Origin of the sequence: Paenibacillus gallinarum (assembly GCF_014836635.1) — a bacterium.
GTDB lineage: Bacteria > Bacillota > Bacilli > Paenibacillales > Paenibacillaceae > Paenibacillus > Paenibacillus gallinarum.
Window position 1 is genome coordinate 34793 of sequence record NZ_JACSQL010000011.1, and the last position, 12738, is coordinate 47530.

Below are 12738 nucleotides of genomic sequence, written 5' to 3' on the forward strand. Positions count from 1 at the left end.
CCACAGTTAGAACAATATCTTATTGTTTTATCTTCGTTAAACATCATTTTTTTGTAATGATTACATGTTTTCATAATTTTCTCAGTCCTTATCAATTGTATTTCATGTATGAGAAGCTGAAAGGCCTAAATATGATATTTACAGCACTCAGTTAAGGTATTAGGTACATAGGACTAAAGAAGGGATTATAAAAATAAATAATAATGCTCTGTACATAACATATTATAATACGTTTTACGTAAATTTCCAAGAAAATTGTAGGATTTTGCTATAATAAGTACTTTGTGTCGGTGGTTTTATGAACGATATAAAGTCTTAAGACCTAATATTTATTACGTTCTTTATTATTTGAGTATAAAAAAGAACCGATTTCGGATAAATCCGTAATCGGTTCTTGGTAGTTAGAAGAGAGGATAAAAATACTAATTATTGCTTCTTCGAACGCAGCTTGCATAGATCCCCCAAATCCCTAGCACTTTGACATTTATAACGGATTTTCATTCAAAGTGAGTTTGAAAGAATTCATTTCATGAATATCGACGTGATACTTAATGAGAAAAGCATTTCTCTCTTCACCTGGAATGGAGACAATGATTTCTTCATCTGGAATATCCTTTAGTGATGATGATGCAGCACGGATATCTGACGCCGTTGCATCATCATTATGCTCATCAAATAACTGGTAGATGTTGAACTGACCGTCTGTTTCAGTTTTCGTGATGATGAAAGTGTCCTCCTTTGTGGAACCTTTATGTATCTGAGAAGTGATGGTATTCATATAATATATTTTCTCCTTTCGGCTTTAGGCCGAGTATATTCGCCATGATCGGCGTGATGTAGCAAATGTAGTTCGTTTACGTTTGGTGTAAGAACAAGACGTAAGTGTTATAAAACAATCGTAAAAAAGAAAAGAGAGAAACGCAAGTACCTGTGATAGTTAATTACATACGGTTGTTTTCGACATCATAGATTTGGGTGTGATACAGATCGTCTTTTATCGACTAAAGAATCGAAGTTGTAGTTCATGAAGATAGATCTCCAGTTGATGGATGTAAGTCTGATAATGTTTTCCCTTACAGCAGCGATTTTTATAGGGAGTGTATGAAATGATCGATTTCTCATATTTAGGCCAAAAGGGTAAAATCTCAGTATGGGAAGGGGGACTTTTCCGTAACGTTAATATCCCTATGTATGATTCTGAAATCGAAGGAAACATCAAATCGCTTATGGGTCGCGGAAAGAACGCGACTTTTTTCGGGACGAAAAAATGGTGTCATTTACTTTAAATCTCTTTTTTGTCTTCAATTTCATATTGTGAATTTTTAGAGAAATCATGAAGTTTAGTTTCGAGACATAAGCGCAGCTATATATGGAGATGTATTAATGTAATTCTTAAATAAGTAGTTCTTTGTGTTAATATTTTAAACCCCCCTAGTTTAAAATATTAACCAAACAAATAGCCTAAAACATTATGTTGAAAATATTAACTAAACGATTTCTGTGGATAACTAGTGTTATTTTTTTTAACCAAATGGATTTCATTATGTTATAAAAATTAACGAAAGCTTATGTTAGAAAAATTAACCAAACAAAAGTTATCCACTTTTTCGTTATGTTAGAAATATTAACCAAGGGGATTCTAGTAGCAAAAGAGGACGTACAATAAAAAAAGCGGGAGAAATTCTCCCGCTTTCATATTAAAAAATGATTTGATCTGCAGTTTTGATGATGATAGGACGTTCGATTCCGGAGTAATGCGTGATAGTATAATTTAATAAATCCATGTAGTTTCTGTCTAGCCAGTCTCTCGCCATGTCATGACTGGCGACAATAATGATCTTACCTTCTCTAATTAGGAGGTAGGCTTCTCCGAACCATGTTTGGAAAGACGGTAATGTCATTTTGGTCTTTATGAATGAGCAAGCTTCTTCCCACAATCGCGTTTCTTCGACCGTACGAGATAATTTTACTTCTTCGTTTTTTCTCTCTATGTGTTCTTTGATTCCAGATCCAATTACAGCGGATTGGGGTTTTCTTTCGAAACCTTGATTCTCGATTATCGTAACCGGGGAAACATCAGGACTGTTTTCAGCGAGTTCAATGTCGTATGACTCACTAAGTTTTAAAATGTATGCATTATGACTTTCCCGAATATTGTCAGGTAGCTGAGCAACCAAATCTTCGCTGAGCAGTGGAATAGTTGCTCGGACTTTGACTCGGGTAGCATCATTCATACCGGATCTCTTTTTACTTTCTGCCCAAAATCGCATGACAAAGGCGTGCGATTCCAATATTTCCAGGTACTTGGAAAGCGTCTGGCGGGTGATCCCCATGATTTCGGCCATATTATCGATTGACCGAAAGGGCATATCGTTGTTAATGCACATTCTATGATAATTAATGTATACCATTGTAGCTTGAAACCCGAGAATGGGTTGCCAGTAATCCAAAATATAATTTTCAATGATCGTTTTATTGCCAGATTGTGCGACTAAAGATTTCCCGAATCCTTCAAGACTGAATGCAGCAACTTCACTTGCTGTGAAATAGATTTTTTTGTTTACTGTGACGAGATCTTCTATATTTTGATCGTCGCGTTTTCTCGTACGAGGCACCTTTTCAGCTGTAGATACATAACGGAAATAGGTGACACTTTCATTGCTTTGTTTTTTCACGGAATTGCCCTCCTAAAATTGACAAAGGGGTGATTTATCCGCTATACTTACCGTAACTATAAAACTGATTTGTTATAGACTCCCTTTCTTTGAAGATTTACGTCTTCTTTAAGGTTGGTGAGTATAGCGATTTGTATCGCCGGAGCCACTCCCTACTGCGAAAGGGGTGGCTCTTTTCCTTGTTCATCATATTACCACATTTTATAACATTTGCTAACGTATGTTATTAACGACAAGATCTTAAGTATTTATTCGCAATAGGTCAGAATCCCTATTTCATTTTTATCGGATATAAAGTCTATATTTGTTAAAAGATATTATGTAGTAGTTAAATATTTTGTTGATTTATATAGAAAAAAAAGCCCATACGGAAGTTCCGTATGGGCTTTTTGTACATCAATTGATCACGAACTACTAGTATATTGATTAACCTACCTCTTTAAGTAAGGATTGTCGATTTCGATCTTTATCATCCTCTAATGGACCGCAGGAATCGCCACAGACCCATGATCCGTCGTTTGCAGTATAACCGTAGTCTTCAGGGATCATTGTTCCGCAAACCATGCATTTGTAGGTGAGTAGTGATCCTACATGCAGATCTTGTAAAAACCAGTTTGTCATCTGAACAACCGTATCCTGAATGCTGTGGTGTTCAATATTATAGTCAGTAGGGATAATATCCATCATTTCTCTGTATTCAGTCAGACCCATATGGGCGTATGCGTTTTTGATCTTTATCATATATTTTAGATTCAGCAGAGCGTTCCACTTTGTATGCTCTATAGATGTGATTTGGGTACCAGATTTTTCGTCGAACATCTCGGATTTATCAGCAGGGCTCATGCTATTTAAGATATTTTGAGCAGCTATTCGGGTCATATTGATGACATCTGATGGTTGTAATGGTTCGTTAGATCCCTCAGCTATCTGTACTTTCTCTTGTTCAAGTTGCTGCTGGCTAATCGTATTCTTGTGAGTGTCCTCCAAGATCCATTCGATAATTTGCATCATGATGAACAAAGAGTGCACGTCTCGGTCTATGCCGTAGGTCCGTACAAGGTGCTGCTTACCTTGTTCAGTTACACCCATGTATGTCTTGAACGTTAGCGGCTTAATTAATTTGTCGAACAAGTCTCCATACTCATTGAATATTAAGAAGGATTCGACCAACTCACCATCTTCGTTAAACATTTTAGACTTAGCATCCTTAGTAAGTAGTGGGTATAGCTTTCGTGCAAATTCTTTAGCAATTGACTCAAAATGAACAGAACGTATTTTCATAGTTAATCTCTCCTTTTATCTTATATAGGTTCCTATTGTTTGAAGAATCCTGATCTAAACCAATTTGGGATGTCTTTTTTGGTCATATATTGAACATAGTAGCTGCCGTTGTTGTAATACTGATATGGCTTACTTGTTAAGACACGTACCTTTGTCATATCCGTGCGGTTTTTAGCATTATCACGAACAATATTTGCTTCCTCTAAGGTATCGCATTCCATAACAAATACAGTCTCTTTGCCTTCAGAAGTGCCCCAACCACTCAAAAACTTGTCAATTGCAACTACGAAATACTTCTTAGCTTGTGTCATTACACAATCACCTCTTTATTAAAGCGATCACACGTCACGCTCGATTATTTTTGATCAACATTGGTGCGAAACCTATATGTACTTCTTTGATGAATACAATTTTACACATGTTTGATTGGTGCGGATGGTTTATCGCACAGTGGTTAGTGAAGTGATATTAAAAACACAAAAATATTAAAAGTGTTAAATAAACACTTGTATGTTCAACGTTTTTATCTAAATTATATTGTGATTTTACAATCATTCGTTATACTAAAAGATAGACAAGAGTTATATTAGGAAATGAGAACAATTTCCAATGGGGGAGGTTCAGAAGAGTAAGTAGAAGTACGTAAGGTTACATAGACGGGAATTTGCGATGGATCAGACCAAGCCTAAAAAGACGCAAAGGATGAACAATTTTATGACGGGATTGACTAAAGAACTTACGTATACCGAGCAGGATTATTTAAGAGATACTCGTGCGCATATTGCAAATGTACAGCGACATATGCAGGCGTTCGCAACTCTACTCAATGCACGATCATTAGAACATGATATATCCAAGCTCGAAGAACCAGAGAAAAGTATTCTGCACCAAAACACAGAAGAGTATAGAAGATATAGAATCGGTAGTCAGGAGTACGAAGCTCATTTAAAGAAAGTGAAGATTGCGCTCGATCATCATTACGAGATGAATTCGCATCACCCTCAACATTACAAGAATGGTGTTGCTGGAATGGATCTGTTGGATGTCGTTGAAATGTTTTGTGATTGGATGGTGGCATGCAGAGAACATGGAGACGGTGATATTGTTCATTCCATTTTGGAGAACAAAAAGCGCTTTGGTTACTCGGATGAATTAGCTCAAATATTGATCAATACTTCAGTGCGATTTCGTAAACAATCCTTAATGGATCAAAAATAAGATGTAAGGGTGGAAGATAAACACACGCTGAAATTATTTTGGCGTGTGTTTTTTGAATCTAATTCCCATTAAATAATTAAATACGAGAATATTTTATATGTAATAATTAATGCATCTTATATGAAAATAATTATTAAAATAAATGTTTACCATATAAAATATGAAATGAAGTAAGAGGATTCTAATAAAAAAAGTTTAATATTTTATGATATACGCATATAAAAACACATAAATTATCTTATTAATTACGGATAAAAAGCATATATTATATGCATTACTTGCATGGACGAAAGTATGATGGTACAATATTCCTACATCCAGTAAGAGCCTTTGTGGTACATATTGGTGTTGAATTCTGAGTTCTTACATATGAAAAGGAGAGACGAATATGAACACAAGTGAATTTCGCCTCTGCCTCTACTTGGAGAGAGTGTTTAGTGAGAAACAGAAGTGTGATTCGTAATGGTTGATCCGATTTCAGTTGATTTACGACAACAAAACTCGATCCATTTTGAAGTAAAAGATGGAAGCTATTTTTTAGATGGTCACGAAGTTTCAGCAGAAAAAGCCATTACTTCATTAGTCATTAGCTTACAAACTCTTGGAAATATGGTTCGGTATCAGGAGAGTATAGCTTGTGGGAACGGTTATGCAGATAGCCGATTGATAGAGTGGTTGCTGAATAAAAGTGGTGTGACCTGCTACCAGATAAGTAAAAAATCCGATGTTAGTGAATCGACACTTTCCCGCATAACAAGTGGAGAGACGTCTCTGCCCGCTATTCGTTTCGGAACAGCCATCAAGTTGTCTGAATACGCCAAAAAGCTTCAAGTTCAACGGATGGGGTCTGGGAAGGTGAAATTTGAGAAAGGAAGTGAACCTAAATGAGTGAAAAACCCAAACGGATTTCGTTCTGGGAATCAGAAAATGAAGTAATTAGGCAATGGTGCAAAGATCAAACAAATTTGGGAACAAGTCTCGACCTTATTATCGCAGATGCGATTAAGGTTTATGGAAAAGGCGATGTGATCAAAGCTTATCTAAATCAACGCATGATGGACATGCAGTCTCAGGGGTCCGCAAATTACGTTCCTTCACAACAAGAGCCACCAGTGACCGGCTTGCCGAATAGAGATCAAGTATCTAGTTTTCGAGAAAATGAGACATATCAGAATGAATTTGCGGATGCTAGCGAGGGTGCTGGGTTTGTAGATCCGCAAAGAGGTGGAAATTCCGAACATGGAGATATAAGCAATATTTCCACAGATGATAATTTGTCAGGAACTCAAGTACAAGAGAGTGATAGTGAAGACGATTACAATCCAATCGACATTTTATTACGGGATGCGGGAAGCGGTTTAAGACCATAAACGGACAAGACTCAGAAAGTGGCGTCCTGGTCAGATATAAATTCTACGGTTCCAAAAAAGTAGAAAATCCATTAAAATTCATGATTGAAAAGGGAGAAGATATTACAATGGCGAAAACGACTGTGGAACCAATTAAAGCCGGTATCGATTTGGGGAATGGCTACGTTAAACAGAATATTAATGGGCGGGTTAGGGTACACCCAAGTGTCGCAGTTAAGCAATTTAACCCAGATACGCCGCCAGTTAGCGCAGATGCAATTGGTTCTGTAATAGAAGACATTTTCAACCAAATGGATTTAAGTTTCTTGAGTCCGTTGGTTAAATCGACAGAGCGGCGCTTATTCGGTGAAAGAGCGCTTAAATCGGGTATGAGTCTTGAAGAATTCGATGTATTCTCTCGTGTCGGAAAATCAGAAGTTGATCTGTCTGGTGTGCTTGCACTCGGTACGATAGCAGCTGACCGTTTACAAAACCATTATGAAAAGACAGGGAGCTTGCCAGAGGATGGCGTATTGAAAGTTAATGTTGATCTTGCGACGGCGTTGCCGATCGAAGAGCACAAACAACACATGGAACGTTTTCGTGACTTATTTTTGAATAATGGTAATGCTCATATTGTCACTTTCCACAATTTTAAACAGCAAATTCGTTTAGAAATCACCTTTGATTATGCAATAGTCATTAACGAAGGAGAATCAGCACAGTACGGCTTGATGTTTGCAAAAGAAGAGATGTTGGACATGATTCTTAAAGAAGCGGTCAAACGATTCCCGAACGGTGAATTGGATGGTATCACGGGTAAAGATCTCGTCGGAGCACCTAATACTCTCGGTATAGACATCGGCGAAGGAACAATTGACTGGGCCGTATTTACTAATCGTAAATTCAACTCAGATGCCAGTTCCACATTTAGACAGGGCTATGGTGCTGTTCTCGAAGCTACACTTCATAAATTGCAAGCTGAGGGATATCCTTACCGTTCACGTAAAGAACTTTCCGAATTTCTTCACACTAAACCATCTGTTTTCACTAAGAATAAATGGGAACATGTGAAAAATATTAATCAAAAGGAAGAAGATCGCTTTTCATCTTCAATTTCGACTGAGGTTAGCAAGGTTTTTGATAAAGTAGCAGGGTTTATTGAGGTCATTTTTGTATTCGGTGGCGGAGCAACACCTCTTGAATGGAGTCTTTTTGGAAAGTTACAAGCGCGTATTTCTGAATTTGGTAAAGATAACATGATTCCAATTGTTTATCTTGATAGTGCGTTCTCACGCTTTCTAAATGTACAAGGATTGTATCAAGTAGCGCTTCGCTTGCGTCCTAATCGTAAAGAAGCTTCGGTGCCTGTTGCAAAGTAAGATTTAGATAGTGTAGAAGAAAAGGGGAGAGGGTTTTCTCTTCTTCCCTGAGTGATATATTCACAAAAAAAAGCCTAACTCCTTATGGAGTTGGGCTTTTTTGGTAATTTCAAATTAGTGCGTTACTTCAGCTTGGAAATCGTCTTTGTAGGACTTATCCGCGTTGAAGAATACAATGTCGCCATCTTTCAAAGAGAACGTTCGGCCCCAGGAATCCTGTACACTGCGATTGAAGCCTTCCATCGTCCACTGATTCATCAGTGGGGCGTTGATGTACTGCAGGTGAGGTTGACTAAGGTTGCCATTTTTAATACTTTCGATGTTGAAGTTCAGGATGATATATCCATCTTTTAGAAAGATCGGGTCACGCTTGGTCAGGGCTCCGTTTGTACGGCTATATTCAGCCAAGTTGGTTCCCGCTTTGACGACGTAAGGATCTCCTGGTAAGGAATACTGACCGTACCATTTCTGTACGGCAGCGTTTGCTCTCGCATTGTCGACTGAAGTTGGCAGGTTTGTCTTCGGTCCGATGAGCGTACGGATCTGTTCCGGAAGTAGCATCAGGTCAAATCCCCCAACCGGAGTTTTCTCCTTGGTAAACCGGCGTATATAGTCTGCGATGAACAGTTCCCGGCTCACGCCGTTCATTTCGGCAAAGGTATAGTAATTATCGTACTTATAGCGAGCCGTATCGGTCAGTTCTTCTTCTGGCACGTTTCGAAGCCGGTCGTTCAAGATGACAAACCGTTCTTCGGTATCTTCTGGTGAACCGATCTTGATAAACGTCCGATGATCGTCATTGTAGTAGAGGTCGACGGGTGTTTTTGTTTTGCCGTCGCGACTGACGAACGTGAAGCTTGGCGTGATACGGATACCGTCTTGCTTGCCGTACATATTTCCTTTTGTTTTGAGATCAAATTTGACGTGATATCCGGTCTTAACAGTCACGTTTTTTGTGCCTTCAATCGGGTTTTTACCCGGCAGGATAGGCAGTGTGAATGGCTGGTTGTTGCCGCGCGCGGCACCATCGATACCAAGTAGCCCGGTCCAGTAGCTATTGCCGGTTGGCGTAAGGCTGCCTGACTGTGTACGGAAGACCATCTCCCAGTTATAGTCTGCGATGTCAGTGATGTGGAAATCATACAAACGACCGATGACTTCTACATTAACGGTATCCGATGCTACATGGTTGGTTAGATCGAAGTTTGCGTCCTGCTGCGTTGGGGTTATGCCTGGCGCGTTTTCCGCGATGTTTCGGTAATAGACGGTATAGTCCCCTTCATCGACCCACACGGGCAGGAAGAAATCTGTTGTGATCTGTCCGACCGGAATATTGATCCAGGTGTTTTTCGGATAAAATGTTGATTTGTCTCCAGAATAGACGTCGAATGGGAAGTAGACTTCTTTGCTTCGGAAATACTTCGCGTAATCTCGATTCCCGTAGCCTGGATAGTTTTGATGCTGCCCACTCGTTGGTATCGTCACGGTGAATGGACGATCGAGGATGAAGGCCATCCGGCTGTAGTTCGGTGTCGTTTTTTGGTTATGTGCCTGATCGTCAGATGCCGATGAGTAGTTCACCACGGGCGTATGCACAGTTACAGGGTTGATTCCGCCTATCGGGTAGGTATCGCCCGGAGCGGCGTTATAATTGGCGCTGAGCGGCTTATAAGTGATGGTTCCGCTGCTCGCCTGGCTCTGTTTATTCGTCTTACTGCTCGGAATCATGTTTCCGGGGCTGTAAAGGACATCACGACTAATTATCGTCGGGTCCGGTACTCGTGTTGGGTCTTGCGTTTTCTTCTCGACCACGCTGCCGTTCATAAGGGTTTGGCCATTAAACACAAGCGCATCATTGTTGACTTTGACTTGTTTGATCTTAGATTCGGTTAAACTAGTTAGCTCCGCGCTTTCACCGGATGGTATAGATGGTTTAGTGGTTCCACCGCTTAAGGTTTTTGATGGAGCAGTATAGTTGCCGGGCCCCTCATCAGCGACGTATTTACCGTCTCGGGTAAGCGTGACGTTAGGCGGGGTGTATCCGGCCGGATGAATCGTAATCGTCTCTCCGTTAAAAGCATAGTTTTTCAGTTGAGAGCTGTCGATTGAGTACACACCAAGTTTATCTACGACCCAATAGGAGAAAGTACGTTCAATACGGACCGGATAATCTTGAGAGCTGTTCTCTGTTTGTGGATCTGGTACTTTATGTGTTCCTTTACCGTCCGCATTTGGTTCATCCTTTCCAGGGTCCCAGTTAAATGTATAATCTCGTGTGACTGTGAGGTCATACACGCATGTTCCGAGTTTTTCTTGGAACTTGTACTGGTGTAGGTAGCTATTTGCTAGTACATTACCATAAAGATTCTCGGATGTTGGGATTCCTAGCAGCACGTCAAAGGTTTCCCGGTCACGTTGATCAGCTTTGATTACGGCGCTCGCGTTTGGAGTCATTTTCTCCCCCTCGATGACGCGGCCGTCGCTGATGGTGCAACTATTACTATTAGAAGGTGGAGTAGTCGGTGGCAAAACACCGTTATCGGTGTAGACCTCATAATGATCCGGATATTGGTATGTAAATGACGAGTATGTGTAATTATAAGCGGCGTAGTAATAGGCCATTGCTTGTGCGTTCTTTTTTGAATCATCATACAAAACCATTGGATCAGAACTGTTTTGTCTGACATAATATTTGTGACCATCAGCATAATGCTCTTGATTAAACGTAATTGTTGCAAAATCGAGACTTCGGGTTGATCCATCTGTTGCGCCTTTTTCAAGTCCGGCTACGATTTGAACAATTTCAGTTGAGAAATCAGCTGTTCCTGTAATGCCTAGCCCTCCCGTTGCTACATCTTGTTTGTAGTTAACTTCTACACGATCTGACGACGGAGTACTGGGGTTTTGTGTACGAATGATGCTGGATCGGTCGTCGATTAAATCTTTTTCAAACGAAAGTTTTGTTCCGTCAACCGTACTATAAAAGGGCTGAGTTCGTGCATATTTGATGGTCATCTGAATTTTCTTACCTGGAAATTTTCTGTGTGTTTTTCCATTAATGGTCTCAGTACCGATTTCTGCGTTGGAAAGACTGCTAAGTGCTCGCCAACTATCATTTTCACCTGCTGCGAACCAATCGAGAGTCTCACCACGATTCCATGCGAAATAGGAGCCGGAAGATCCGTTTTCTTTAGATAATACTTCGTGTTTTTCTCCGTTAAATGAGATGGTTTGATTGAACTTCTGGGCATTGACGTCAATTGTTCTGACGGCTTGGTCTCCTTTGTAAAACACAATTTTCTGTATTTTATTATTAGCCCCAGCATCTTCAGAGATAGTAGTTTTGGCTGTTGGATTTTTTGCGAAAACGAAAGCTTGTTTTTGCGGATGTTTTTTCGCACCGGATGCACTATCGTATGGTACTTCTTTTTTGATTGGAGCGGCAGCTTCAGACTTTCCTGCTAAAGGAAAAAAAACACCCAGTATACTGCTCGATAGGAGAAGTATACTGAGCCCGACAAGCAGTAAGCGTCGTCGGTTTATATTCATTATTGAATACCTACGAGACGGAGTAGAATATTTTCGCTGAATAGTGATCCGCCTGCTGGTGCTTGTAGTCTAATAACTAAATCGCCTTGTTGTATAGTTCCTGTTTTTGGAATAATTACGGCAGGAGTATCGGTCAGGCTATTGCGATAAACGCGGGCGCTTGTATTCAGCACACCTTTTTTGAAAAATGCATCAAGATCAGGGCTATCAAATCCATCGACCCGGAATTGAAGATTTTTATTAGGGTTATATTTTTTGGTGTCTTTGTTATAGACTGTTCCACCTTTGAAAAACAGGACGTAACTATTTTTCTGGTCTTTAACCATCAGATTAGTGATGGAAGGGCGGTTATTGTACCATTTGAGCGTATTGATGGGTGTAATCAACCCAAGGTTAGGGTCGTTAGGATCTGCTAGGTCAATGGCGATAAGAGCGTCCAGTTTACCTTGATATAGTTTATCTTTCGATGTAATAGTCATAAGATTTTCGTTCCACATATCTTCGACCGACGACTTCCCATTTTGTTTCAAATCGGATTCTGGTGTTACCCACATTTCTGGCATCACGGTGAAGATGTTTGTACCATGCCAATAAATTTCGGCACTGCCGACTGCATACTTATCGGCTTCAAGGTAACCGCCGGAGTTCTTCGAGAGGATACGTTCGATCAGAACAACAGCCTGCGCACGTGTGGTCAATCCTTTAGGAGCAATCTGTCCTTTACCGACACCTTCGATCAATCCAGTTTTTGTGGCGAGGTACATCCATTTGTCATTCTCTTTTGTTGTTTCTCCGATTGCACGAGAAGCAACACGGGCCATTTCGTCACGGGTCATGACTTTCGTCCACGCTGCTTCGTTATTAGAAAAATCAGCGGATGCGTAAAGTCCTGCTTTGCTTGCGGCATTAACATACTGAACGTACCATTTACCGCTTGCTGGTGTGGTTTCAAGTTTCATAGCGGATACGACCATTTTCACGAATTCTGCTCGCGTTACACTGGCGTTAGGCTTGAATGTACCATTTTGGTATCCTTCGATATAACCTTTAGATACGCCTTTATTAATGGCGCTGTAAGCCCAGTGATTCGGTTTAACATCGGTAAATTGCGTCGTTGCTGCTGTTGCGACTTGAGCGGCGTTACCTATCATACTTACGGTAAGTGCTGCTACCAGTGCGATTCCTGCGATTTTGGTAAAATGTTTTTTCATTTGACTCTCTCCTTTTGGTTAGGGCTCTTTATTTGGGAGAACTCCTACTTCGCTCCATTGCTCGGTTGCATCC

The 12738-nt window shown here is 40.2% G+C and carries 10 protein-coding genes; 4 read left to right on the forward strand and 6 right to left on the reverse strand.

What is annotated here, in order from left to right; all coding sequences use genetic code 11:
- Positions 1-484: 484 nt before the first annotated feature.
- The 4 genes from H9647_RS19675 to H9647_RS19690 all read right to left on the reverse strand — a co-directional run bounded on the left by H9647_RS19675 (position 485) and on the right by H9647_RS19690 (position 4267).
- A complete protein-coding gene (locus H9647_RS19675; protein WP_191803206.1) occupies positions 485-778 on the reverse strand; it encodes a hypothetical protein in 294 nt (97 codons plus the stop codon).
- 919 nt (positions 779-1697) lie between these two features.
- The gene (locus tag H9647_RS26210; RefSeq protein ID WP_191803208.1) at positions 1698-2675 is read right to left on the reverse strand and encodes a DnaA N-terminal domain-containing protein; all 978 of its coding nucleotides are present in this window, start codon (positions 2673-2675) and stop codon (positions 1698-1700) included.
- A 426-nt stretch (positions 2676-3101) separates the two neighbouring features.
- Positions 3102-3956, reverse strand: a complete 855-nt coding sequence (locus H9647_RS19685) for a hypothetical protein (protein WP_191803210.1) — start codon at positions 3954-3956, stop codon at positions 3102-3104.
- Positions 3957-3988: 32 nt separating this feature from the next.
- On the reverse strand, positions 3989-4267 hold the full coding sequence (locus H9647_RS19690; protein ID WP_191803212.1) for a hypothetical protein: 279 nt from the start codon (positions 4265-4267) through the stop codon (positions 3989-3991).
- Positions 4268-4670: 403 nt separating this feature from the next.
- Here H9647_RS19690 and H9647_RS19695 point away from each other — a divergent pair, with 403 nt between their 5' ends.
- The 4 genes from H9647_RS19695 (at position 4671) to H9647_RS19710 (ending at position 7905) form a co-directional block, all read left to right on the forward strand.
- The gene (locus H9647_RS19695; protein WP_191803214.1) at positions 4671-5174 is read left to right on the forward strand and encodes a DUF5662 family protein; all 504 of its coding nucleotides are present in this window, start codon (positions 4671-4673) and stop codon (positions 5172-5174) included.
- A 462-nt stretch (positions 5175-5636) separates the two neighbouring features.
- On the forward strand, positions 5637-6062 hold the full coding sequence (locus H9647_RS19700) for a helix-turn-helix domain-containing protein (protein WP_191803216.1): 426 nt from the start codon (positions 5637-5639) through the stop codon (positions 6060-6062).
- Complete coding sequence (locus tag H9647_RS19705) at positions 6059-6544, forward strand: hypothetical protein (RefSeq protein ID WP_191803218.1); 486 nt, start codon at positions 6059-6061, stop codon at positions 6542-6544. The genes H9647_RS19700 and H9647_RS19705 overlap by 4 nt, the downstream gene beginning before the upstream one ends.
- Positions 6545-6651: 107 nt before the next feature.
- Complete coding sequence (locus H9647_RS19710) at positions 6652-7905, forward strand: ParM/StbA family protein (protein ID WP_191803220.1); 1254 nt, start codon at positions 6652-6654, stop codon at positions 7903-7905.
- Between the two features lie 114 nt (positions 7906-8019).
- Here the strand turns inward: H9647_RS19710 and H9647_RS19715 are convergent, their stop codons facing one another.
- Both H9647_RS19715 and H9647_RS19720 read right to left on the reverse strand, forming a co-directional pair.
- Positions 8020-11454: a DUF5704 domain-containing protein gene (locus H9647_RS19715; protein WP_191803223.1), complete on the reverse strand. Its 3435-nt coding sequence runs from the start codon at positions 11452-11454 to the stop codon at positions 8020-8022.
- Complete coding sequence (locus H9647_RS19720) at positions 11454-12665, reverse strand: S-layer homology domain-containing protein (protein WP_191803225.1); 1212 nt, start codon at positions 12663-12665, stop codon at positions 11454-11456. Before H9647_RS19720 ends, H9647_RS19715 begins: the two co-directional genes overlap by 1 nt.
- Positions 12666-12738 lie beyond the last annotated feature (73 nt).

Bases quoted from the DNA above. Each gene is read 5' to 3' on its own strand.
- H9647_RS19700 (WP_191803216.1), top strand. From the start codon at position 5,637: ATGGTTGATCCGATTTCAGTTGATTTACGACAACAAAACTCGATCCAT.
- H9647_RS19695 (WP_191803214.1), top strand. From the start codon at position 4,671: ATGACGGGATTGACTAAAGAACTTACGTATACCGAGCAGGATTATTTA.
- H9647_RS19720 (WP_191803225.1), bottom strand. From the start codon at position 12,665: ATGAAAAAACATTTTACCAAAATCGCAGGAATCGCACTGGTAGCAGCA.
- H9647_RS19705 (WP_191803218.1), top strand. From the start codon at position 6,059: ATGAGTGAAAAACCCAAACGGATTTCGTTCTGGGAATCAGAAAATGAA.
- H9647_RS19675 (WP_191803206.1), bottom strand. From the start codon at position 778: ATGAATACCATCACTTCTCAGATACATAAAGGTTCCACAAAGGAGGAC.
- H9647_RS19710 (WP_191803220.1), top strand. From the start codon at position 6,652: ATGGCGAAAACGACTGTGGAACCAATTAAAGCCGGTATCGATTTGGGG.
- H9647_RS19690 (WP_191803212.1), bottom strand. From the start codon at position 4,267: ATGACACAAGCTAAGAAGTATTTCGTAGTTGCAATTGACAAGTTTTTG.
- H9647_RS19685 (WP_191803210.1), bottom strand. From the start codon at position 3,956: ATGAAAATACGTTCTGTTCATTTTGAGTCAATTGCTAAAGAATTTGCA.
- H9647_RS19715 (WP_191803223.1), bottom strand. From the start codon at position 11,454: ATGAATATAAACCGACGACGCTTACTGCTTGTCGGGCTCAGTATACTT.